Source organism: Gordonia bronchialis DSM 43247 (assembly GCF_000024785.1).
GTDB classification, from domain to species: domain Bacteria; phylum Actinomycetota; class Actinomycetes; order Mycobacteriales; family Mycobacteriaceae; genus Gordonia; species Gordonia bronchialis.
This window is the reverse complement of record NC_013441.1, coordinates 4,436,823-4,458,417: the sequence shown is the minus strand read 5'-3', so window position 1 is coordinate 4,458,417 and position 21,595 is coordinate 4,436,823. Positions and strand designations below refer to the sequence as shown.

At 66.2% G+C, this 21,595-nt stretch carries 21 protein-coding genes and 3 pseudogenes; 14 read left to right on the top strand and 10 right to left on the bottom strand.

The window, feature by feature from the left end:
- Positions 1-3 precede the first annotated feature (3 nt).
- Positions 4-549 carry a benzoate 1,2-dioxygenase small subunit gene (benB, locus tag GBRO_RS20650; protein ID WP_012835819.1) on the bottom strand — a complete coding sequence of 182 codons (546 nt, stop codon included), beginning with the start codon at positions 547-549 and terminating at the stop codon, positions 4-6.
- A gap of 1 nt (position 550) precedes the next feature.
- On the bottom strand, positions 551-1,978 hold the full coding sequence (benA, locus tag GBRO_RS20645) for a benzoate 1,2-dioxygenase large subunit (RefSeq protein ID WP_012835818.1): 1,428 nt from the start codon (positions 1,976-1,978) through the stop codon (positions 551-553).
- Positions 1,979-2,212: 234 nt separating this feature from the next.
- Between benA and GBRO_RS20640 the strand changes: the two genes are divergently transcribed.
- From GBRO_RS20640 to catA, 4 genes are read left to right on the top strand one after another with little or no spacing between them, the layout of a single operon-like run.
- The gene (locus GBRO_RS20640; protein WP_012835817.1) at positions 2,213-3,112 is read left to right on the top strand and encodes a LysR family transcriptional regulator; all 900 of its coding nucleotides are present in this window, start codon (positions 2,213-2,215) and stop codon (positions 3,110-3,112) included.
- Positions 3,109-4,221, top strand: coding sequence for a mandelate racemase/muconate lactonizing enzyme family protein (locus tag GBRO_RS20635; protein WP_012835816.1), 1,113 nt, complete (start codon positions 3,109-3,111; stop codon positions 4,219-4,221). Before GBRO_RS20640 ends, GBRO_RS20635 begins: the two co-directional genes overlap by 4 nt.
- Before the next feature lie 4 nt (positions 4,222-4,225).
- Positions 4,226-4,510, top strand: coding sequence for a muconolactone Delta-isomerase (catC, locus tag GBRO_RS20630; RefSeq protein WP_012835815.1), 285 nt, complete (start codon positions 4,226-4,228; stop codon positions 4,508-4,510).
- Between the two features lie 57 nt (positions 4,511-4,567).
- On the top strand, positions 4,568-5,440 hold the full coding sequence (gene catA / locus GBRO_RS20625; protein WP_012835814.1) for a catechol 1,2-dioxygenase: 873 nt from the start codon (positions 4,568-4,570) through the stop codon (positions 5,438-5,440).
- Positions 5,441-5,533: 93 nt separating this feature from the next.
- On the opposite strand, the gene GBRO_RS20620 is transcribed toward catA, so the two are convergent.
- The 3 genes from GBRO_RS20620 to GBRO_RS20610 form a co-directional block, all read right to left on the bottom strand.
- The gene (locus tag GBRO_RS20620) at positions 5,534-6,097 is read right to left on the bottom strand and encodes a VIT1/CCC1 transporter family protein (RefSeq protein WP_012835813.1); all 564 of its coding nucleotides are present in this window, start codon (positions 6,095-6,097) and stop codon (positions 5,534-5,536) included.
- 187 nt (positions 6,098-6,284) lie between these two features.
- The gene (locus GBRO_RS20615) at positions 6,285-7,889 is read right to left on the bottom strand and encodes an AAA family ATPase (protein WP_012835812.1); all 1,605 of its coding nucleotides are present in this window, start codon (positions 7,887-7,889) and stop codon (positions 6,285-6,287) included.
- Between the two features lie 50 nt (positions 7,890-7,939).
- Positions 7,940-9,085, bottom strand: coding sequence for a metallophosphoesterase (locus GBRO_RS20610; RefSeq protein ID WP_012835811.1), 1,146 nt, complete (start codon positions 9,083-9,085; stop codon positions 7,940-7,942).
- Between the two features lie 186 nt (positions 9,086-9,271).
- On the opposite strand from GBRO_RS20610, the gene GBRO_RS20605 reads away from it, so the two are divergent.
- Positions 9,272-10,081 (top strand): glycoside hydrolase family 16 protein, encoded by an 810-nt coding sequence (locus GBRO_RS20605; protein ID WP_012835810.1) that lies wholly within the window; start codon positions 9,272-9,274, stop codon positions 10,079-10,081.
- 57 nt (positions 10,082-10,138) lie between these two features.
- Entirely contained in the window at positions 10,139-10,990 is an 852-nt protein-coding gene (locus tag GBRO_RS20600; RefSeq protein ID WP_012835809.1) for a sulfurtransferase, read from the top strand.
- Positions 10,991-11,020: 30 nt separating this feature from the next.
- On the opposite strand, the gene GBRO_RS20595 is transcribed toward GBRO_RS20600, so the two are convergent.
- Entirely contained in the window at positions 11,021-11,746 is a 726-nt protein-coding gene (locus GBRO_RS20595; RefSeq protein WP_012835808.1) for a DsbA family oxidoreductase, read from the bottom strand.
- Between the two features lie 191 nt (positions 11,747-11,937).
- Between GBRO_RS20595 and GBRO_RS27820 the strand changes: the two are divergent.
- Positions 11,938-12,896, top strand: a pseudogene (locus tag GBRO_RS27820) (AMP-binding protein); the annotation flags it as partial.
- 45 nt (positions 12,897-12,941) lie between these two features.
- Positions 12,942-13,397, top strand: a complete 456-nt coding sequence (locus GBRO_RS27815) for an AMP-binding enzyme (protein WP_370452960.1) — start codon at positions 12,942-12,944, stop codon at positions 13,395-13,397.
- On the opposite strand, the gene GBRO_RS20585 is transcribed toward GBRO_RS27815, so the two are convergent.
- Positions 13,371-13,832: a MarR family winged helix-turn-helix transcriptional regulator gene (locus GBRO_RS20585; protein ID WP_012835807.1), complete on the bottom strand. Its 462-nt coding sequence runs from the start codon at positions 13,830-13,832 to the stop codon at positions 13,371-13,373. The two genes, GBRO_RS27815 and GBRO_RS20585, sit on opposite strands and share 27 nt — an antisense overlap.
- A gap of 101 nt (positions 13,833-13,933) precedes the next feature.
- On the opposite strand from GBRO_RS20585, the pseudogene GBRO_RS20580 reads away from it, so the two are divergent.
- The 5 genes and pseudogenes from GBRO_RS20580 to GBRO_RS20560 all read left to right on the top strand — a co-directional run.
- A pseudogene (locus GBRO_RS20580) lies at positions 13,934-14,263 on the top strand (SDR family NAD(P)-dependent oxidoreductase); the annotation flags it as partial.
- Positions 14,264-14,379: 116 nt separating this feature from the next.
- Positions 14,380-15,273 (top strand): 4-hydroxyphenyl-beta-ketoacyl-CoA hydrolase, encoded by an 894-nt coding sequence (gene couO / locus GBRO_RS20575; RefSeq protein ID WP_012835805.1) that lies wholly within the window; start codon positions 14,380-14,382, stop codon positions 15,271-15,273.
- 35 nt (positions 15,274-15,308) lie between these two features.
- Positions 15,309-15,787 (top strand): annotated as a pseudogene (locus tag GBRO_RS20570) (MaoC family dehydratase).
- A 42-nt stretch (positions 15,788-15,829) separates the two neighbouring features.
- Positions 15,830-16,174, top strand: coding sequence for an ArsR/SmtB family transcription factor (locus GBRO_RS20565; protein ID WP_012835804.1), 345 nt, complete (start codon positions 15,830-15,832; stop codon positions 16,172-16,174).
- Complete coding sequence (locus GBRO_RS20560) at positions 16,171-16,671, top strand: SRPBCC domain-containing protein (protein WP_012835803.1); 501 nt, start codon at positions 16,171-16,173, stop codon at positions 16,669-16,671. Before GBRO_RS20565 ends, GBRO_RS20560 begins: the two co-directional genes overlap by 4 nt.
- Before the next feature lie 42 nt (positions 16,672-16,713).
- Here GBRO_RS20560 and GBRO_RS20555 read toward each other — a convergent pair whose 3' ends face one another.
- Together GBRO_RS20555 and GBRO_RS20550 are read right to left on the bottom strand one after the other, a co-directional pair.
- Positions 16,714-18,360, bottom strand: coding sequence for an ABC-F family ATP-binding cassette domain-containing protein (locus GBRO_RS20555; protein WP_012835802.1), 1,647 nt, complete (start codon positions 18,358-18,360; stop codon positions 16,714-16,716).
- Positions 18,353-19,318, bottom strand: coding sequence for a GlxA family transcriptional regulator (locus GBRO_RS20550; protein WP_012835801.1), 966 nt, complete (start codon positions 19,316-19,318; stop codon positions 18,353-18,355). Before GBRO_RS20550 ends, GBRO_RS20555 begins: the two co-directional genes overlap by 8 nt.
- Before the next feature lie 103 nt (positions 19,319-19,421).
- Between GBRO_RS20550 and GBRO_RS20545 the strand changes: the two genes are divergently transcribed.
- A complete protein-coding gene (locus GBRO_RS20545; protein ID WP_012835800.1) occupies positions 19,422-20,057 on the top strand; it encodes an isochorismatase family protein in 636 nt (211 codons plus the stop codon).
- A 105-nt stretch (positions 20,058-20,162) separates the two neighbouring features.
- On the opposite strand, the gene GBRO_RS20540 is transcribed toward GBRO_RS20545, so the two are convergent.
- Positions 20,163-21,545 carry an MFS transporter gene (locus GBRO_RS20540; RefSeq protein WP_012835799.1) on the bottom strand — a complete coding sequence of 461 codons (1,383 nt, stop codon included), beginning with the start codon at positions 21,543-21,545 and terminating at the stop codon, positions 20,163-20,165.
- Positions 21,546-21,595 lie beyond the last annotated feature (50 nt).

The window sequence follows — 21,595 nt, the reverse complement described above, 5'->3', positions numbered from 1 at the left end:
CCCTCAGAAATGGTAGATGTCCACCACGTGGTGGATGTAGTCGTTCTTCAGGACGACGGTCTTGCGGCGGATCAGTGGTTGATCACCGGAGAAGTCGATGGTGTAGAACGAGGTGCCGTAGTACGGGTCCACCGTGTTGTATCGGAAATACATGGTGTGCCAATTGAATCGGACGTCGACGAGGTCTCCTCGACGCTCGATGACCTCGACGTTACTGATGTTGTGGCTCGTCCGCGGCTCGGGAAGTGAGGTCGCCGAGGATCGTTCGGTCCGAATGCGGAACACCCGGTCCTCGAGGCCACCCTTGTTGGGGTAGTAGATCAGCGAGATCTCGCGTTGCGGGTTCTCGACCAGTTTGTCGCGGTCATCCCACGACGGCATCCAGTAGACGACGTCGTCGGCGTAGCAGTCGAGCCACTTCTCGAACTCGCGGTCGTCGAGGTAGCGGGCTTCGCGGTAGAGGAACTGCTCGATGGCGTTCTGGGTGATGAGTTTTGTTGCCGAGACCGGTGTCTGAGTTCCGGTGGGGGTCATGTCAGTGGTGGTCATCTCAGTTTCCTGCCTTGCCGTTCGCGTGGGCCTCGGCCGCTTCCTCGGCCTGCAGTGCCGCCTCCATCGCGGTCAGCCAATAGCCGTGCTGGACGGGGTAGAGCCCCTCGTCCTCGTTCTTGCGCCCGGATGAGATCACCCCGGGCATGTCCAGGGATTCGGCGACCTCGTCGGGCCCGTTTCGCCAGTGCTGGGCGCCGCGACTCATGTCGTTCCACGGTGCGGCCTCGGCGCGGAAGGTGAGCTGGCAGGAACGGAACTCCTCGAGATCGTCCGGGGTGGCCATGCCGGATGCGTTGAAGAAGTCCTCGTACTGGCGGATCCGGTGTGCGCGTGCCTGATCGCTCTCACCCTTGGGAGCGATGCAGTAGATCGTCACCTCGGTCTTGTCCGGGGCGATGGGCCGGAAGTGGCGGATCTGGGTGGAGAACTGATCCATCAGGTAGACGTTGGGGTACAGGCAGAGGTTGCGTGACCCCTTGACCATGAACTCGCCCTTGGCATCCCCGAACTTCTCTTTGAGCAGATCCATCTTGTCCCAGAGCGGACGGTCCTGCGGATTGGCCGCCCAGGTCCACAGGCAGAGGTGGCCGTTGGGGTAGGACCAGTATCCACCACCGGACTTGCCCCAGCCGCCGGCGTCGAGTGCCTTGGTGTCGTTCTTGGATTCGCCGGTGTTGCGGCGTGAGGTGGTCGCGGCGTAGTTCCAGTGTGTGGCTGTCACGTGATAGCCGTCGGCGCCGTTCTCCGCCTGCACTTTCCAGTTACCGTCGTAGGTGTAGGTCGACGACCCGCGCAACACCTCGAGACCCTCGGGGGACTGGTCGACGAGCATGTCGATGATCTTGGTGGTGTCACCGAGGTGCTCGGTCAGGTCGACGACGTCGGGGTTGATACTGCCGAACAGGAAGCCGCGGTAGCTGTCGAACCGGGCCACCTTGGTCATGTTGTGCGAGCCGTTGACGTTGAAGGTCTCCGGATAGCCGGCATCATCGGGATCCTTCACCTTGAGCAGGGTGCCGTCGTTGCGGAAGGTCCAGCCGTGGAAGGGGCACGTGAGGGTGGTCCGGTTGTCGGTCTTACGGCGGCAGATCATCGCGCCGCGGTGCGCGCAGGCGTTGATGAGGCAGTTGAGTTCGCCGTCCTTGCCGCGAGTGATGACGACGGGCTGGCGACCGATGTAGGTGGTGAAGTAGTCGCCGGGTTCGGGCACCTGACTCTCGTGGGCCAGGTAGAGCCAGTTGCCCTCGAAGATGTGCTTCATCTCCAACTCGAAGATCTCCTCGTCGGTGAAGATCCTCCGGTTGGCCCGGTAGACACCCGCGTCGCGGTCGTCGATGACGGCGTCGGACAGGACCGACGACACATGTCCCAGGTGCGTCGGAAGGGGCGTCTGGTGCTGGGCCGGGCGGGGCAGAGAAGTGGTCATGTGCAGAGTCCTCCTGTGGGCTGTCTCTTGCACTTTCCCACTGTGTGCCACCGATCACACTAGGCAAATACCTAGTACCAGATGAGGGCTCTATTGATAAACAGCAGCGATTAATGGGACAAAACCAAGTCCTTGTCAGTTATGTATGGCGGTCCTACCCTGGGAGTACGTGTTGCGCGTCACACCGAGGTGGGTCGAGCAACAGCCCACACGCTCGCACCAAAGGCCGAACTCATGGAACTGCGTCACCTCCGCTATTTCGCAGCGGTGGCCGAGACCTGTCATTTCGGGCAGGCGGCTGCTCAATTGCATGTGGCGCAGCCGGCGCTGTCCTACGCGATCCGGCAGCTCGAGGCCGAACTCGATGTCCCGCTGTTCACCCGGACGACGCGTCGCGTCACGCCCACCACCGCCGGCGAGTACCTCTACACCGAGGTACAGCGCATCCTCGGCAGCGTCGACGACGCGGTGCGCGGGGTACGTCGTATCGCCGCCGGCCGCAGCGGCCTGGTCCGGCTCGGCCTGACCGGCACCGCCGCCTTCTCGCATCTGCCGCGAATTGTGCGCGCGGTCAACCGCGAGCTGCCCGACGTGGGCGTGGCCATCTCGGCGGACATGCTCACCCCGGCACAGTGCGACGCGCTGCGCAGCGGTGCGACCAACCTCGGATTGCTGCGCCCACCGTCGGTTGGTGAGGACATCGAGGTCCGCACCCTGGACTCCGAGCAGCTCGTGCTCGCGGTCAGTGCCGATCATCGGCTCGCCGTCGAACCTGTCGTGTCGATGACCGACCTGCGCAACGAGTCCTTCGTGATGTACGGCAGCCGTGACTCGGCAGTCAATGAGGCCGTGTTACGTAGCTGTCGCGCAGCCGATTTCGTCCCACGCCGCGATCACGAGGCGCCCGGCACCGCGGTGCTGCTCGCGCTCGTCGCGGCGGGCCTCGGTATCGCGGTGGTCCCGGCGTCGGTGCGGTCGCTGCCGATTGAGGGCATCGTGATCCGTGACCTCGTCGATGCGGGCAGCGTCGAGCTCGCGCTGGCTCGCCGTGCCTCCGAGGACAATCCCGTCGTCGACGCCGTGATCGGTGTCATCGAAGCCGAATTCGCCTCTGTTTCAGGAGACTTGCTGTGAAAATCACGAGGATCGAAGCGATCCCGTTCGCCATCCCGTACCGCAAACCATTGGTCTTCGCTTCCGGTGAGGTCCGGGTGGCGTCGCACGTGCTGGTCCGTGTGCACACCGACGACGGTGTCGTCGGTGTCGCGGAGGCACCCCCGCGCCCGTTCACCTACGGCGAGACCCAACGCGGCATCGTCGCGGTCATCGAGGATGTCTTCGCCCCGCAGATCGTCGGCCTGACGCTGCTCGAACGTGAGGTCGCCGGCGACCGGATGGCCCGGACCATCGGGAACCCGACCGCGAAATGCGCCATCGACATGGCGATCTGGGACGCGCTGGGCAAGACGCTCGACGTCTCCGTCTCGGATCTGCTCGGCGGGTTCACCAATCGGATGAAGGTCAGCCACATGCTCGGCTTCGACGAGCCGGCAGTGATGGTCGCCGAGGCCCAGAAGATGCGAGATACCTACGGCATCACCACTTTCAAGGTCAAGGTGGGACGCCGTCCGGTGACCCTCGACACCGCGGTGGTGCGGGCTTTGCGAGCGCATTTCGGCGGTGAGGTGGAACTGTACGTCGACGGCAACCGCGGCTGGTCGCCGGCGGAGTCGGCGCGGGCGATGCGCGAGATGAGTGACCTGGACCTGTTGTTCGCCGAAGAGCTCTGTCCCGCAGATGATGTGCTGGGACGCCGGTGGCTCGTCGGGCAGACCCCGGTGCCCTTCATCGCCGACGAGTCGGTGCCGACACCGGCCGACGTCACCCGCGAGATCCTGGGCGGCTCGGCCACCGCGATCAACATCAAGACCGCACGCACCGGCTTCACCAATTCGCAACGGGTACACCATCTTGCAGACGGACTCGGCATCGAGGTGGTGATGGGCAACCAGATCGACGGTCAGGTGGGTTCGGCCTGCACGCTGGCCTTCGGATGTGCCTACTCGTCGACGTCGCACTACGCCGGGGAACTCTCGAACTTCCTCGACATGAGTGACGACCTGCTCACGGAGCCGCTGCAGATCCGTGGTGGATTCCTGCATCGGTTGCCCGGCAACGGAATCGGGATCGAGATCGATCCCGACAAACTGGCCCACTACCGCATCGATCAGGAACGGAGCTGAGCGGATGCTGTTCCACGTTCGCATGGACGTCAACATCCCGAACGATCTCGACCCGGATGTCCGCGCCGACACCGTGGCCCGGGAGAAGGCGTACTCGCAGGAGTTGCAACGCTCCGGCAAGTGGCCACACATCTGGCGCATCGTCGGCGAGTACTCGAACTTCTCGATCTTCGATGTCGCGGACAACAACGAGCTGCACGACATCCTGTCCGGGCTGCCGTTGTTTCCCTACATGACCATCCGGGTGACCCCCCTGGCCACCCATCCCTCAGATATCGCTGCGGGCTGAGCAGGCCCTCATCCGCATCGTCAGCCCCCCCAGGCCTACACAGAAGGAGTACTCATCATGACCACCAGCTTTGATTCTGAGGTGAATGCGAAGGCCGCCGAGTCCGGTGCCAACGCCTCGGCACGGTTCGCCGAGCGCAGGGCGTCGGCGGGCAAGCGCGCCGGCGTCGTCGATACCGCCCGCGTCAATTACCTTGCGTCCAAGGTGATCAAGGGTCTCAACGAGATCGTCCTCGAGGACAAGGTCAGCTACGAGGAATACAACGCGCTCAAGGCGTGGCTCATCAAGGTCGGCAACGACGGTGAGTGGCCGCTGTTCCTCGACGTGTGGCTCGAGCATTCGGTGGAAGAGGTGGCCAACGAGCACCGCGAGGGCAGCAAGGGCACCATCGAGGGCCCCTACTACATCGAGGGTTCGCCGGAACTGCCGTGGAACGGCACGATCCCGATGCGCGACGACGAGCCGGGTGACCCGCTGGTGTTCTCCGGTCAGGTGCGTGCCGTGGACGGTACCCCGCTCGCCGGTGCCAAGGTGGAGCTGTGGCATGCCGACGACCTCGGTTTCTACTCCCAGTTCGCCCCCGGACTGCCCGAGTGGAACCTGCGCGGAACCTGGATTGCCAACGAGGACGGCAACTTCGAGATCCACACCCTGCGTCCGGCGCCCTACATGATCCCCACCGACGGCGCGTGTGGCCAGCTCATCGAGGCCGCCGGCTGGCACGCGTGGCGTCCTGCGCACCTGCACTTCAAGGTCAGTGCACCGGGCTATCAGCTCATCACCTCGCAGCTGTACTTCCCCGGGGACCCGCACAACGAGGACGACATCGCCTCGGCCGTCAAGCCGGAACTGATGCTCGACGTGAAGGAGAACCCGAACGGCGAGGGCTTCGTCACGGTCTACGATTTCGTTCTCGACCCGGAGGCCTGACCACTTCGAGTTCTGCTGCTCACCCCACCGCTCCCCGCGGCACCTTCCGGGGAGCGGTGGGGTGTCTGTGGGGTGTCTCTGTCACGGAGACGATCAGAGCAGCCAGTCGCCCAGCGCGTAGGAAACGCCGAGCGTTCCGAGGCCGACGATCACCGACCTCGCGATCGTCATCCAGATTCGGGACCGGCCGAGCACCGACAGGACGACCGAGGTCAGGATCAGGGCGAGGGTTGCCGCGAGGATCGTCCATTCCGAGCGCCAGTTGATCGGGACCAGGACCGCGATGAGAAGCGGTACGAGGGCGCCGAGGACAAACGCCAGTCCAGCCCACAGACCGTCCTGCCAGGCATCGGATGGCGTGGTGAGATCGCGTATCCCGTATTCGATCTCCAGCTGCGCCGAGAGCGCGTCGGCCTCCGATAGTTCCTCGGCGACGGCCCTGGCGGTCTGCGGGGTGACTCCCTTGGCCTCGAACCAGTCGGCGAGTTCGGCGATCTCTTCCTCGGGGGTGCGCTCGATCCGGCTGCGCTCGTAGTCCACGGTGGCCTGCTGCGCCTCTCGGTCGGCGAAGCTCTCGCCGAGCTTGGCGCCGAAGACCGACATCGCGCCCACCAGCGTGCTCACGCTGATCACCATGTACGACGTGGCCGCGCTCACCTCCGCTCCGGCGAGGCCCGAGCCCCATCCAGGCGACCGCCACGATCCCGTCGTTGACGTCGGTGATCCGCTCCCGGGCGTCGTCGGGTTCGATGCGAGACCACCAGGACCGCGCGAGTGATGGCATGACGCGAGAATAGGGTGGTTTCGCTGCCGAGTCAGTACTCTTCGGGCCCCTCGGTCGCGACTACCGGGCCTCGGGCGGCAGGTAGTGCAGGCCGCGGAAGGCCGCACTGCTGGCGAAGACCGAGGTGTCGAGGTCGGTGCCACGATGTCGTGCCATCCGGAGGGCAAGGCGCAGAAGCATCTTGATGTCGCGTGGGGTGATGCCGGGGAAACCGGCCACCAGGTCGTCGAGCAGATCGTCGTCGAGCACGACGTCGTTGCCGGCGGCGAGGATTCGCCACACCTCGCGAGCGTCGTCGGGGCCCGGGGGCTGATATTCGATGACGGCGGCGCACCGGGCGAGGATGGCCTCGTCGACGCCGTCGATGCGGTTGGTGGTGAGGAACAGCAGGCCGTCGAAATACTCGAGGGTGCGCAGGAATTCGGCGACGATGGCGTTCTGGCCGAGGTCCATGCCGCGTTCCATCACGAACACGTCGGCTTCGTCGAGCAGCAGGACGGCATCCCAGCGTTTGGCCCTGTCGAAGATGACCTCGAGGTTCTTGCGCACGAGTTCGGCTGTGATGCCCAGAGATCCGGAGTGGATCGAGTAGAGGGGGCGCCCGGTGACCTCGGCGTACACCTCGGCGGTGAGTGTCTTACCCACGCCCGGACGGCCTTTCGCGAGGATCACGTTGCCGGCGGACTTGCCGTCGATGATGTCGCCGGTGAACACCGAGATGTCGGTGGTGAGGATGTTGAGGAGTTCGCGTTGCTCGTCGGGCAACACCAGCTTGTCCTGCAGATGCGGATCGTAGACATAGGGGGTGAGGTCACCGGTGTTGACGTCGAGGAAATCCTGGGCCCCGAGGTCGAAGACGCGGACGGCGGTGATCACCGGGACCGGACCGTACTCGTCGGCGTCGGGCTGCTCGAAGTCGTCGCTGTCGAAGAGGATCGACGGCGCGACCATGCGCAGCGCGGCGACCTCACCGGGTGCGACATCATGGACCACCTTGCGGTTCTCGCGCTTGTTGGGTGACCGGTAGTCGTCGGTACGGATCACACGTCCGGTGAAGGTGTACTGCCGGCCGAATCCGTGGTCGATGATCTGCTGGTAGGTGTCGCGACGGGCCTGGTACTCCGCCTTGAGGTCCGGGGTCTCCTTGTACGCGCCGGCGGCCACCAGGACATCTCCGGGCGTCTTCCCGACGATCTCGGTTTCCTCGAAATACAGCACCCGCGGTTTGCGGGAGGGACGTTTGACCGTCGCGTTGTCTGCCTCCATCGTGAACTTGATCCGGGGGCCGTGCGTGCGGTCGCCGTGCTCGGAGGTGATGTCCATGACGAGGTACGGGTGCAGATACCCGTCGGACTCGCGGATGTAGAGCCAGCCGTCGATGCGATCGTGGCGCAGGAAGCTGCGGAAGATCTCGCCCGCCGCGTCGATGTGGGGGATCACCGGGAAGCGTCCGGCGCGAGCCGCGGCGATCGCCGTGACCGCCCGGGCAAAGGAATCCTCGGATGCCGCCTGCGCGGTGGCGATCAGGTCGTCGAGCGCGGCGTCGGTGAGATCGCGGTCGGCGATACCGATCTCCGGTGATCGCCAGGACTGGGCTTGTCGGCGCGCGGCCGCCAGATCATCCGACGATGTGGCGGCTACGAGGGTGGTGGGTGCAACAAGCATTCCTCCAGGTTATCGACCTGATTGGGCATGCACCAGAAACCGATTCGGCCTCATTGAGACATGATTTTTATCAATGTGATCTCGGGTGGCGCGCCCACGCGCACCGGCGGTCCCCAGGCGCCGGCACCGCGCGTCGTGTACAGCGCGGTGTTGCCGACCTGGTCCAGACCCTGGAGTGAGGGTTGTTGCAGCGGAACGAGATAGCGGATCGGCCACATCTGGCCGCCATGGGTGTGACCGGAGATCTGAAGGTCCACACCCAGATCCGAGGCCTGCTTCGCCTGCCGCGGCTGGTGGGCGAGCAGGAGCACGAAACGGTTGGGGTCCCGACCGGCGAGTGCCGCCGGCAGATCCGGTTCGTAGGGGGCGGGCGCGGTGTAGTCCTGGATGCCGGCGAGGTCGATGGTGTCGCCGTTGCGGTGGATCTCCACTCGCTGGTTGCGCAGGGTGTGGACACCGAGGCGGTCCCACACGTCGAGCCATCGTCCGCCGTCGTCGGCGTAGAACTCATGGTTGCCACTGATTCCGAAAACGCCCAGCGGAGCGGACAATTCGGCCAGTGGGGTCAGATCGTCGGCGACCCGGGAGATGGTTCCGTCGAGCAGGTCACCGGTGATGACGATCAGGTCGGGACGCGTGCTGTTGACCTGGTCGACGACGCGCCGGGTGAAGGCGGCACCGCGGGTGGGGCCGACGTGCAGATCGGAGATGACCGCGATGCGCACCCCGTCGAATCCCGCCGGCAGGCGCGGCAGCGCGACGTCGACGTCCACGACGCGCGGTCGGGCCGCCTCGACGAGCCCGTACCCCACGGTCACCACCGAGGCGATCACCACCAGAACGGTCGCGGTACGCAGGACCAGGAGGCGGCGGACCCGGTAGGCGTCGTCGGCTTCGGTGCTGCGCAGCCGGCGGATGAGCCGCTCGATCAGCGAGCCGATGCCCACGAATGCCAGGCCGAGAGCCAGATAGAGGACCACGGCAAGCCACGTCATACCCGCGAACGCCGGTGCGCGCGCCCAGGAGGGATCGAGATAGCTGCCCGACGCGGCCCCGATGACGGCGAGTGCCCACAGAATGACCAGCACCCCGTCGACGATCCATGACCACGGTCGCGACAGGCGCGTCGCGCGGACGAGGCGCCGGTGGAGCCAGAACGTGATGAGCGCCAATGCGACGGCAGCGAACACCGCCACAGTTGCCTCCTCGTGTTCGGTCCGTCCGATTCGCCGGACCCTTGCATCCATTCAAGCACCCGCACTCCGAGGTGAACGTTTCGGTAACGAACCGGTCATTTCGGGCGACCTGGCAGAGTTGACCGGTAGGTCAATGCGGGAGGAGGAGCGACACGGGGGACATGACTGCGACGGAAGGTGTTTCACATGCTCCACGTTCGGCGGTTCTCACGATGGTTCGTGATCCTGATCTCGGCGGTGACTCTGGCCGCCATCGGTACGGTCGTACCGCATCCCGCGCGCGGCGCGACGCTGCTGTGGTCCGACGAGTTCACCGGCCCGTCCGGGGCGTCCCCGGCGTCGTCGAAGTGGAACTGGGAGACCGGCGGAGGTGGGTGGGGAAACAACGAATGGCAGACCTACACCTCGTCGCGGTCGAACTCCTACCTCGACGGCAACGGGCGCCTGGTGATCGCGGTCCGCGGTGACACCACCGGCATCACCTCGGCCCGCATGAACACCTTCGGCAAGTTCTCGCTGACCTTCGGTACCGTCTCGGCGCGTATCAAACTTCCTGCCGGACAAGGGTTGTTGCCGGCGTTCTGGCTGATGGGTACCGACATCTACAGCGCGGGCTGGCCCAAGTCCGGGGAGATCGACGTCATCGAGGCGCCCAACAACGCGCTGCGCTACAACACGACGGTCCACGGGCCGACGACGAGTGGCGGACACTGGCAGCGCGGTGTGAGCGGTTCGCTCGGCGTCGACCTGGCCGCCGGTTATCACGTCTACTCGGTGACGAAGTCGCGTGGACGGCTCGTGATGAAGATCGACGACCGGACCGTGGCGACGTTCACGTCGTCGCAGCTGAGCAGCGGACAGCAGTGGGTTTTCGACAAACCGACCTATGTGCTGTTCACCCTCGCGGTCGGCGGCAACTGGCCTGGTGCTCCCGACGCGACCACCCCCAACCCGTCGTACCTGCTGGTCGACTGGATCCGGGCCTACAGTTCGTGACCGCCTGACGTTCCGGACGCGATCTGCTCGCCGGCGGTGTCTCGGTATGCTCGGCGCATGGCTGATGTGCTGGTGACCGCGACCGATCTCGCCGAACTCATGCTGTCGCCGACGCCGCCGGTGATTCTCGATGTCCGCTGGCAGCTCGGTGACGATGACGGCCGTCAGCACTACCGCGACGGTCATCTGCCGGGTGCCATCTACGTCGATCTCGATAGCGAACTCGCCGCCCCACCGGCCGGCGCGGCGGGTGGACGTCATCCGCTGCCCGCCGTCGACGATTTGCAGGCCGCCGCGCGTCGGTGGGGGATCGACGACGACGTCACCGTGGTGGTCTACGACGACTACGGCAACCTCGCGGCGGCCCGGGCGTGGTGGCTGCTGCGCTGGGCGGGTATCACCGACGTGCGGATGCTCGACGGCGGTCTCGGGGCATGGCGGGCCGCCGGTTTACGAACCGCGCAGGGCGACGGCGGCATCGCGCGCGCGGGCTCGGTCACCCTGCGTCCCGGGCAGTTGCCGGTCGCCGACATCGACGAGGTCGCCGACTCGACGGCGGTACTGCTGGATGTCCGTGCGGCCGAACGGTATCGGGGTGAGGTGGAACCGGTGGATCCGCGTGCCGGCCACATTCCCGGCGCCCGCAACGCACCGACCACCGCCAACCTCGACGCCGACGGGTATTTCCGGCCGGCCGGCGAGTTGCGAAAGCTGTTCTCCGAGGTGGGCGTCGATGAAGGCTCCGACGTCATCGCCTACTGCGGTTCGGGCATCAATGCCGCCCATGCCGTTGCGGCGCTGGAGATCGCCGGCGTCAGAGCACGCTTGTTCCCGGGATCGTTCTCGCAGTGGTCGTCGGATCCGGACCGGCCGGTGGAAACGTCCACTGAGACGCCTCCTGCTGGTTGAGGTGCACTTCCTTCGGCTCGTTGCGCGCGGTCAGGAACGGGCCGCGGGAATCTCGCACCCGTCCGGACCGCAGGTGGTGGCGTCGTCGGCGCTCACGTCGACAAGGGTGGGCTGGTCGGCCCAGGCCATCTGCAGGGCCCGGCCGAACACCTCGGTGGGTTGCGCGCCGGACACCGCGTACTTGCCGCCGATGACGAAGAACGGGACGCCGGTCACGCCGAGGGCGGCGGCCTGCTGTTCGTCGCGGCGGACGGCCTCGGCATGGACGTCGGGGTCGGCGAGAACGCGGCGAACGTCGGTCTCGTCCAACCCGGCCGCCACGGCGACGGCGACGAGTCGTTCCCGGTCGCCGAAGAGCGGTTCCGGGGTCCCGAAGTTGGCGTCGTAGAGCGCGTCGAGGAGCTCGTCCTGCCTGCCCGCGGCGAGGGCATGGTGCAGCAGTCGGTGCATGTCGAAGCTGCTGCCGAAGTCGCGTCCACGTGTCTGGTAGGGCAGCCCGATCTCGGCGGCCTGCGCCCCGATCCGGTCTTCGTTGGCACGAGCCTGCTCGACGCTGATGCCGTACTTGCCGGCGATGTGCTGCTCCACCGAGCCGGTGTCCTCGGGTCCGAGCGTCGGGTCGAGTTCGAAGGAGCGATGCATGACGTGCACGTCGTCGCGATGGTCGAAGCCGTCCAGTGCGTCGAGGAATCGCTTCTTCCCCAGGTAGCAGAACGGGCAGTTGATGTCGGTCCAGATGTCCACGGTCACACTCATGCTCGGTGCAACAGTGCACCTCGCCGGGATGTTCCACCATAATCGTTGGCAATCTAAATCATTGAAAAGTATGGTGATCGCGACCACATCAGCGAGGAGTGATCGTGCAGAATCAAGGTGTCGGGACCTGGCCCCATCGCGCGTCGCGGCAGGCACCGGATGCGACCGCCATCGTCTTCCGGGATCAGAGGATGTCCTATCGGGAACTCGACGATCGGGTGACGAGGCTCGCGCACGCGCTGGCCGACCTGGGTGTGCATCGCGGCGACCGGGTGGCGCTGCTCAGCGCCAATCATCCCGTCTATCTCGAGGCGCTCTTCGCTGCCGGGTTACTCGGCGCCATCCTCGTGCCACTCAACGCACGCCTCACCGCGCCGAGGTGACGTACGCGCTCACCGACTCGGGCGCAACGGTTCTCATCCACTCCACGGACCTCGGTCCGGTGGCATCGGCCGCCGCGCACGACGCCGGTACCTCCCGTCGCGTGGTCGTCGACGGCGACCCCGACGACGACGCCCTCGGATACGAACAGCTCATCGCGGATGCCGACGCCGCACGCATCGACATCCCGGTGGGCCACGAGGAACCGTGTTTCATCATGTACACCTCCGGGACCACGGGAAACCCGAAGGGGGTGGTGCTCACCCACGGCGGTGTCACCTTCGCGGTGCTGAACCCGATCCTCGACCTCGACATCGCCTCCGATGAGGTGTCGCTGGTGGTGGCGCCGCTCTTCCACACGGCAGCAATGAATTTCGTGTCCCTGCCCACCATCCTCAAAGGTGGCACACTGATCATCCACGAGACCTTCGACCCGGGTCGGGCGCTGAGTGTCATCGACGAGCAGCGCGTGACGTACTCCTTCTGTGTGCCGACGATGCTCGACGCCATGAGCGCGCATCCGAACTGGGCACACGCCGATCTGTCCTCGATCCGACGCCTGATCGTCGCGGCCGCGCCGGTACCACCACACACTCTGCACACCTACACCGAACGTGGGGTCGCACTGTGTCAAGCCTACGGTTTGACCGAGACCGGTCCCGGCGCGCTCATCCTCAGACCGGCTCAGGCGGAGCGCAAACTCGGGTCCGCGGGTGTCCCGCACTTCTTCACCGACGTCCGGGTCGTCGACGCCGACGGTGCCGAGGCGGCACCCGGCGAGCGTGGTGAGATCCTCTTCGAGGGCCCGAATGTCATGCGCGAGTACTGGAATCGTCCGGATGCCACCGAGGCCACCTTCGTCGACGACAGGTGGTTCCGGTCCGGGGACGTGGGTGTGCGCGACGATGAGGGCTATGTGCGCATCGTCGACCGCCTCAAGGACATGATCATCTCCGGTGGAGAGAACATCTATCCGGCCGAGATCGAGGCCGTCATCCTGTCCTGCCCGGGCGTCGTCGGGTGTGGCGTCTTCGGTATTCCCGACGAGAAGTGGGGTGAGGTGGGTTGTGCCGCAGTAACTCTGGCTGAGGGTTCGTCGGTAACGGCCGACGACATCGCGGCGTGGGCGGGAGAGCGGTTGGCGCGCTACAAGATTCCCCGATCATTCGTCGTGCTCGACGAGATCCCGCGGAACGCGACCGGCAAGATCCGCAAGGACCGCCTGCGCGCCATGTGTACCCCGTCAGTGTCGGCGGGTCTCGTCGGTTGATGCGCGGTCGGGAAAAGTGAACCGGTAGAGGCCGGCACGCAGCGTCTCACGTTGCACGTCGTCGAGGTGTCCGAGTTCCTCGTCGGCCACCTTGGCCGACACTTTCCTTGCCCGCGCGCACAATTCGCGACCGGCCCGGGTGGCGACGATCAGCTTGTTGCGCCGGTCGCTGGGATCGGGCTCGCGGACCACGAGTTCCTTGTTCTCGAGTTCGTCGACGAGGGCCACGATCTGACTCGGATCGAGTCCGACGTCGGCCGCCAGCCGGCGCTGGGTGATCCCGGCGGGTTCGTCGCAGACGGCCGCGAGGGCGCTGTAGGCGCGCACCTTGAGGCCCAATGGGGCGAGGGCGCGATTGGTCGCCCGGACCAGTTGTGCACCGGCTCGGGAGACGAGGAAGCCGAGGTCCTCCTCCAGGATTCGCCGTTTGCTCATCGCCCTCCTTCCCGGCGAAGACTAGCAGACCCAAATGATTGACAAACTCAACAATTTACATATAGACCTAATTTGTACGCATCTCGACAGGAGTGAACGCCATGGATCTCAGTGGAAAGGTCGCCATCGTCACCGGCAGTGGACAGGGGCTCGGCCTCGCCTACGCCCGGGAACTGGCCGCCCGCGGTGTTTCGGTCGTCATCAACGACGTCCGCGCCGAGACCGCCGAACAGGCAGTCGCCGACATCACTCGCAGCGGCGGGCGAGCGGTGTCCGTCGTTGCCCCGGTGGGCAGCACCGAAACTGCGAAAGCGCTGGTCGAGCGGGCAGTCGGGGCGTTCGGGCGACTCGACGTCATCGTCACCAACGCAGGCATCCTGCGTGACAAGGTGCTGTGGAAGATGACCGATGACGACTTCGACGCGGTCATCGCGTTCCTCGCTTCCGACGCCGCCGCCGCGCAGTGGCCGGTCACGCCGGTCACCTTCGCCGACGAACTCGAGACCGTCGGCGAGGAGTTCCCCGCCGAACTGACCGGGGCCAAGTGATGAGCGCCCGTTACGAATACGGCATCGACTTCGGGTCCGTCGAGGCCATCGACTTTCACGCCCACGTCGAGATCGACGGCTGCGGACACCGATCGATGGACGACGAACTCATGGCCGCGTCGGAGAAGTACTTCCGGTCGGGTGAGGAACGAACCCCGACGATCGGGTCGATCGCGCAACACTATCGCGAGCGCAACATGGCGGCGGTCGTGTTCACCGTCGACGCGTCGTCGGCGTCGGGTCACCAACCCAACAACGTGGAGGAAATCGCCGAGCGCGCAGCCGAATTCAACGATGTGCTGATCCCGTTCGGCTCGGTCGACCCGTGGCAGGGCAAGGCCGCGGTCCGTCGTGTCCACCGGCTTGTCGACGACTTCGGGGTCAAGGGATTCAAGTTCCACCCGAGCATGCAGGGCTTCGAGCCCAACGATCGTCGCTTCTACCCGGTGTACGCGGCGATCGAGGAGGCCGGGGTGCCGGCGCTGTTCCACACCGGGCAGACCGGCATCGGCGCCGGGCTGCCCGGCGGGCACGGCATCAAGCTGCGCTACTCCGACCCGATGTTGCTCGACGACGTCGCAGCCGACTTCCCGGATCTCACCATCGTCATGGCCCACCCGGCGGTGCCGTGGGTGGATGCGCAGATCTCGATCGCGACCCACAAGGCCAACGCGTACCTGGATCTGTCCGGATGGTCGCCGAAGTACTTTCCGCCACAACTCGTCCGGGCGAGCAACTCCATGTTGCGCGAGAAGGTGCTCTTCGGGTCGGACTTCCCGGTCATCGGAGTCGACCGCTGGCGCACGGACTTCGCGACACTCGACATCAAACCCGCGGTGGCACCGCTGATCCTCCGGGAGAATGCGTTGCGCGTCCTGGGTATCGAGCAGTGAGCCCGGCGACGATGACCATCGAAATGGAGGAACCCATGAGCAGCAACGAGGCCACCACGACTCGCGTGGCCGGAATCGCGGAACTCGAACCGCTGGTCGGCACCCAACTCGGCACCAGCTCCTGGCTGACCGTCACCCAGGAGCGGATCAACACCTTCGCCGACGCCACCGGGGACCACCAGTGGATTCACATCGACCCGGAACGTGCTGTCAAGGAGAGCCCGTTCGGCGGGCGATCGCCCACGGCTACCTGACGCTCTCGCTCATCGTGCCGATGTTCGGGGAGGTGCTCACCGTCGAGAGTCTGAAGATGGGTGTGAACTACGGGCTCAACAAGGTGCGCTTCACCAATCCGGTGCCTGCGGGTGGGCGGGTCCGGCTGGCGGCCACGTTGAAGTCGCTCGAGAACCTACCCAAGGGTGGTGTTCAGGTCGTCGTCGACGGTCTCATCGAACTCGAGGGCAGCGATCGGCCGGCGGCCGTGGTGGAGGCGGTGTACCGCTACTTCGAGTGACGGACGTTGCGCCTCGTGCGGCCGCCTGCAATACTTAGCCATGTGGCAAAGTATTCGGAGGAGCTGGACGGCATCTTCGTCGCACTCGCCGACCCGACCCGACGCGCCGTCGTGCGGCGCCTGGGTCGCGGTCCGGCGAGTGTGAGTGACCTGGCCGACGAGTACTCGATCACGTTGCCGTCGTTCATGAAGCATGTCGGAAAGCTCGAGGCGAGCGGATTGATCGACACCCACAAGGCGGGCAGAGTGCGTATCTGCACCCTTGACCGGCAGCGACTGGCGCTCGTCGACGACTGGCTCACCGAGCAGCGTCGAATCTGGGCGGAGCGCACCGACCGTCTGCAATCGCTGGTGGAATCAGCCGATCACGAGGAGCGAACATCATGAGCGACAACCCGATTGATACGGAGCTCGACCTGGAGCTGGACCGGGTGATCCATGCCCCGCCCGCCGCGGTCTGGCGGCACTGGACCACTCCGGACCTGTTCGCCCAGTGGTGGACGCCGGCCCCTACCATCACTCGCGTCGACCGTCTCGAGGCGCGGCCCGGTGGTGCCCTCGTCACGCGCATGAGCGACGACGGCGTGGACTTCGTACCGCATATGGACGCGATCTTCCTTGTTGCGGAGGAGAATTCGCGCCTGGTCTTCACCAATGCGGTCGACAGCGCTTGGCGTCCCGCGCTGCCCGCGCCGGTGACGATGACCGCCGAGATCACGCTGGGTGATCATCCGGACGGCACCGCATACCGGGCCGTCGTCCGCCACGGTGATCCGCGCGACCGGGCGCGTCATGAAGAGCTCGGCTTCTTCGAGGGCTGGGGTGCGGTGACCGAAGCGCTCGCCACGCTCGTGGAGGCCGACGACAAGGCGGCCGCGCGGTAGCCCGGGCGCACGGTCAACGGGATTGGGCGCACGATGGACGGGTCACGGGGGTGGGCTCGCTTGAAGCGGCAGGTGCGGCCAGTTCGCGACGTCGCGCAGCAGTTGACGATCATGGGTGGACAGGACAACCGCGGCCGGCGTCAGTTGTAACGCGTCCGTGAGTTCGTCGACGAGGCTGATCGAGAGATGATTGGTGGGCTCGTCGAGGAGCAGGACATTCGGTCGGGCGGCCAGGGTCATGGCGAGTTCCAGGCGACGCTGCTGTCCCATCGACAGATCACCCACCCGTTGGTCTTCCTCGTCGGTGCGCAGCAGGCCGAGGGAGGGCAACGGCACCGTGTCGTCGTCGCCGATGACACCTGCGAGGATCAGGCGGTCGACGTGGCCCCGGTAGGCATCGGCGGCGCGAAGGTGTTGTGGCAGAGTCGATTCCTGGTGGAGCAGGCCCGCCCGGGCAAGGTCGGAACGTTCGAGATGTCCGGTGGTGATCGGCAATTCGCCGGCCAGTGCGCCGAGCAGCGTCGACTTGCCGGCGCCGTTGGGGCCCACCACGACCAGACGCGAGGCCCCGGCAACCCGCAGTGACACTGGCGTGCTCAGGCGTTCGTAGACGGTGATGTCGTCGGCGCTGAGCAACGCCTCGTCGGCGGGGACCGCGAGATCGGGAAAGGACAGCGCCAGCGGGGGTTCGGGGATCTCGACGGCATGTGCCTCGAGGGCGTCCTGCCGGCGATGGATATTGCGCACCAAACCCGGTGCGCGGGTGGCTCGTTCGTGCCGTCCGGCGCCCTTCTCGGGCCGCCAGCCGTCCTCCAGTCGGTCTTGGGCGACGGCGAGATCCGCCTCGAGCCGGTTCCGCTGCGCCACCTGGCGGGAGTACTGGTGTTCCCACCGCTGCCGGTCGGCGACCTGGCCGGACCGAAACCCTTGGTAACCACCGCCGTACACCCGAGGCCGGCCATCTGGTGACGGGTCGAGGTCGATCAGGGTCTCGGCGACGTCGGCGAGTAGCACCCGGTCGTGGCTGACCACCACGACGCCGCCCGGCCAGGAACTGATCCGCTCGGTCAGGAAATCCAGACCGCTACGGTCGAGATGGTTGGTCGGCTCGTCGAGGAGTAGGAAGTCGGTGTCACCGCCGAGCAGGCAGGCCAGGCGGACCCGATAGCGTTGGCCCACCGAGAGCGACGCGAGCAACCGATCCCAATCCTGTTCGGCATCAAGACCTTCCAAAGCGATCTGGACCCTGCGCTCCGCATCCCAGGCGTCGAGCATCTCAGCGCGATGCAGCGCATCGGCGTAGGCGTCGGCCGCTTCGTCCTGTTCGCCGGCCAACGCCACTGAGGCGTCGTCGAGATCGCGTAACGCGGTGAGTGAGTCGATGATCGCCTCCGCGACGGCGTCGCCGACCGTCCGGGTGTCGTCGGTGCCGGTGGACATCTCCTGTTCGGCGACACCGACGGTCCCGATGCGGGTCACGCTGCCCGCGTCGGGTTCCACCGTGCCGGCGAGTACGTGCAGCAGCGTCGATTTGCCTCGCCCGTTCTCGCCGACGACAGCGATCCGTGAACCGGGGGACACCGTCATGTCGACGTCGTAGAGCACGCGGCGGGCACCGAGGAGGACCGAGGCGCCGGTGACGACGATGGAGGCCCGTGCACGTGCCGGGAACTGCAACTCTTCAGACATGGGACACCTCACCGGTGGTGCGGAAGCGGCGCCGATACGCCGACGGTGTGGTGGCGAAGTGGGCCGCAAAGTTCTGCCGAAAGGTGACCACGCTGGCGAAACCACAGGTGTGGGCCACCCGGTCGATGTCCCAGTCGTTGCTCTCGAGCAGTGTGCGGGCGCTTTCCAGACGTTGGAGCACAACCCAGCGGGCCGGGGCAATTCCGTTGGCCTCCTGGAACTTCCGCACGAAGTGCCGTCGCGACATCTGGGCCTGGGCGGCCATCCGATCCACGGACAGCGGTTCGGACAGGTGTGCCAGCGCCCAGTGGCAGACCGCACTCATCGGGTCGGCGCCGGTCGCCGGCGGCAACGGCCGATCCACGTACTGCGCCTGCCCGCCGTCGCGATGGGGTGCGACGACGAGCCGTCGTGCCACCCGATTGGCCTCTCGCGCACCGAGATGGGACCGCACGAGGTGCAGGCACGCATCGAGTGCGGATGCGGTGCCGGCGGCGGTGAGGACGTCCCCGTGGTCGACGTAGAGGCCTCCCGAATCCACCGACACGTCGGGGTGGCGCGCCCGGAGTTCCTCGATCGCGGCCCAGTGGGTGACCGCGGAGCGTCCGCGAAGCAGCCCGGCGTCGGCGACCGCGACCGAACCCAGACACAACCCCACGATCGTCGCGCCGCGCCGGTGGGCTCGTCGCAGCAGATCGCCGAGGTCATCGGTGATCGGCGGCAGGTGCTCGGGCCAGGATGGGATGACGATCATGTCGGCGTCGTCGGCGACGTCGGGACCGGCGACGGGTCCGATGCGGTACCCCTCGGAGACCTCGACATCGCCGGGTTCGTCCGACCACAGTGTGGTGCGCCAGCCCGCCTCCGGGGCCAGCCGGGCGACCTCGCCGAACACCATCTCCGGTGCGGCGAGATGGAACATCGTCACTCCGTCGAAGGCATAGATCGCGATCTCCATCAGGATCGCCGTGGCCCGAAACCATCGAAAGTGGTCATATAGGCCACTGTCGCACACACGAGTCGCGGGGAAGCATCGATTGTGACCAACGGAAGGAAACATCGTGACCACACCGCGCCGCGCGCTCATCGTCGTCGACGTCCAGAACGAGTACTTCTCGGGCCCGCTCGAGATCGCCTATCCGCCCCGTGACGAATCGCTGTCCAACATCACCCGGGCCATCGATGCCGCCGAGGCCGCCGAGATGCCGATTCTCTTTGCACAGCACACATATCCGGCCGAGGCGCCGGTCTTCGCCGAGGGTTCGACGGGATGGGAGTTGCACCCGGAGATCTCCGCACGGGTAACCGATCGCTGGCACCGTGTCACCAAGCAGTTCGGGACGGTCTTCGCCGGGACCGACGCCGCCGAATGGCTGGCCGCCCAGGACGTGGACACGGTGACGATCGTCGGGTTCATGACCAACAACTGTGACCTGGCCACCGCCGCACAGGCCGAGACGCTCGGGCTCACGGCCGAGGTCCTCTCGGACGCAACGGGTGCCATCAATCTCGCGAACTCGGCGGGTAGTGTCACGGCCCAGCAGGTGCACGAGACGCTGATGGTGCTGTTCAACTCCAACTTCGCCGCGGTCGCGCCGACCGAGGAGTGGATCGATGCGGTGAAGGCCGGAACCGCCTTGGCTAAGGGCAATCTGGTGTCCTCGGCGGTCGACGGGCGCGCGGCCGCAGATGGATAGACCCAGATGGATAGACCCAGATGGATAGACCCAGATGGATAGACGCAGACGGATAGATCGAGGTGCGCCACACGGCATCCGTGTGGCGCACCTCGTCGCTTCTGGTCAGGCGGTGGCGGGTACCGCGGGTACCGCCGCAGGTGCGGCGCCGGTGGCCGCGGACTGGCTACGGACATGTGGCACAAGGAGAGTGACCACCATGCCGACGATCGCGACACCGGCGAAGATGTAGAAGGTCACGCTGTTGCTGAGTCCCGCGGCGACGATGGCGCCACCGATGATGGGTCCGAAGATCCCACCGAGCCGGCCGAATCCGGCGCACCACGCGACACCGGCCGCCCGCGCCGAGGTGGAGTAGTAGTTGGACACGAATCCGTAGATGAGCACCTGGGTTCCGATGGTTCCGGTCCCGGCGACGGCGACGAGCGCCAGCAGAACCGTGATCGGGAAGCCCATGGTGAACAGGATCAGCGAGAGGGCGGCCAGGCCGAAGGTGGTGGCCACCACGCGTTGTGGTCCGCGCCGGTCGGCGATCCGGGACGCGATGATGGTGCCGAGCACCGCTCCGCCGTTGAGAACCACCAGGAACAGCAGCGAGCCCTTCGCGTTGTAGCCGGCGTCCTGCATGATCTTCGGCAGCCACGTGGTCAGGCCGTAGGTGAGCATGAGGCCCACGAAGCTCATGACGCCCAGCAGCGCGGTGCCCAGTGCGTAGCGGCGAGTGGCGAGGGCGGCGAAGCCGACTTTGGTGACGTCGCGTTCGGCGTCGAGGTCGGCCTCCGACGGCAGCGGGATGCCGGTGGCGGCGTGGACCCGGGCAGCGTCGTCGAGACGTCCGCGAGAGACGAGCCAGCGCGGTGATTCGGGCAGTTTGGCCAGCGCCAGCGGCAGCAGGAGCACCACCGGCAGGGCGCCGATCCAGAACAGTCCGCGCCAGCCGATCACGTCGCGCAGCGCGATCGCGAGCACCGATGCCAGGATGCCGCCGGCCGGGACACCGCTGTAGACGATGGCGTTGTAGAGGTTCTTCTTGGCGGCCGGGACGACCTCGGCGACGAGAGCCGCGGTGGTTGCGAGCAGCCCACCGATGCCGATACCGGTCACGAAACGCAGTACCGCGAACATCTCGACCGAGGTCGCCATGGCGGCCATTGCCATTCCGGCGGAGAACCAGACGATGTTCATCAGCATCAGGCGTCGACGGCCGAGGTAGTCGCCGATCGCCCCGTTCACGAGTGCGCCGACCATCACGCCGATCAGCGCGTAGGAGCCCAGCATGCCCGCCTGGCCGGCGGATACGTTGCCGAGCTGGCCGGGATCGTCCATCAGGAGAGGCAGGATGGTGCCGTAGACCACCAGGTCGTAGCCGTCGAAGAGGATGGCAAGGGTGGCCAGTGCGACGGTCCACTTCACGGTGCTGGAGTACTTGGCGTCGGTTCGCTGCTTGTCGACGCTGGTCGGCGACGAGGGGGTGGGGGTCGGACTCATGGGGATGCGCGCTCCTGGTAGATGGCTGTGGGCTGCATATCAACCATCCG

Coding starts and splice junctions, on each gene's coding strand:
- GBRO_RS20600 (WP_012835809.1), top strand. CDS start 10,139: ATGGCTGATGTGCTGGTGACCGCGACCGATCTCGCCGAACTCATGCTG.
- benA (WP_012835818.1), bottom strand. CDS start 1,978: ATGACCACTTCTCTGCCCCGCCCGGCCCAGCACCAGACGCCCCTTCCG.
- couO (WP_012835805.1), top strand. CDS start 14,380: ATGAGCGCCCGTTACGAATACGGCATCGACTTCGGGTCCGTCGAGGCC.
- GBRO_RS20615 (WP_012835812.1), bottom strand. CDS start 7,889: ATGCTTGTTGCACCCACCACCCTCGTAGCCGCCACATCGTCGGATGAT.
- GBRO_RS20595 (WP_012835808.1), bottom strand. CDS start 11,746: ATGAGTGTGACCGTGGACATCTGGACCGACATCAACTGCCCGTTCTGC.
- GBRO_RS20560 (WP_012835803.1), top strand. CDS start 16,171: ATGAGCGACAACCCGATTGATACGGAGCTCGACCTGGAGCTGGACCGG.
- GBRO_RS20555 (WP_012835802.1), bottom strand. CDS start 18,360: ATGTCTGAAGAGTTGCAGTTCCCGGCACGTGCACGGGCCTCCATCGTC.
- GBRO_RS20550 (WP_012835801.1), bottom strand. CDS start 19,318: ATGGAGATCGCGATCTATGCCTTCGACGGAGTGACGATGTTCCATCTC.
- catA (WP_012835814.1), top strand. CDS start 4,568: ATGACCACCAGCTTTGATTCTGAGGTGAATGCGAAGGCCGCCGAGTCC.
- benB (WP_012835819.1), bottom strand. CDS start 549: ATGACCACCACTGACATGACCCCCACCGGAACTCAGACACCGGTCTCG.
- GBRO_RS27815 (WP_370452960.1), top strand. CDS start 12,942: ATGCGCGAGTACTGGAATCGTCCGGATGCCACCGAGGCCACCTTCGTC.
- GBRO_RS20585 (WP_012835807.1), bottom strand. CDS start 13,832: ATGAGCAAACGGCGAATCCTGGAGGAGGACCTCGGCTTCCTCGTCTCC.
- GBRO_RS20605 (WP_012835810.1), top strand. CDS start 9,272: ATGCTCCACGTTCGGCGGTTCTCACGATGGTTCGTGATCCTGATCTCG.
- GBRO_RS20640 (WP_012835817.1), top strand. CDS start 2,213: ATGGAACTGCGTCACCTCCGCTATTTCGCAGCGGTGGCCGAGACCTGT.
- GBRO_RS20540 (WP_012835799.1), bottom strand. CDS start 21,545: ATGAGTCCGACCCCCACCCCCTCGTCGCCGACCAGCGTCGACAAGCAG.
- catC (WP_012835815.1), top strand. CDS start 4,226: ATGCTGTTCCACGTTCGCATGGACGTCAACATCCCGAACGATCTCGAC.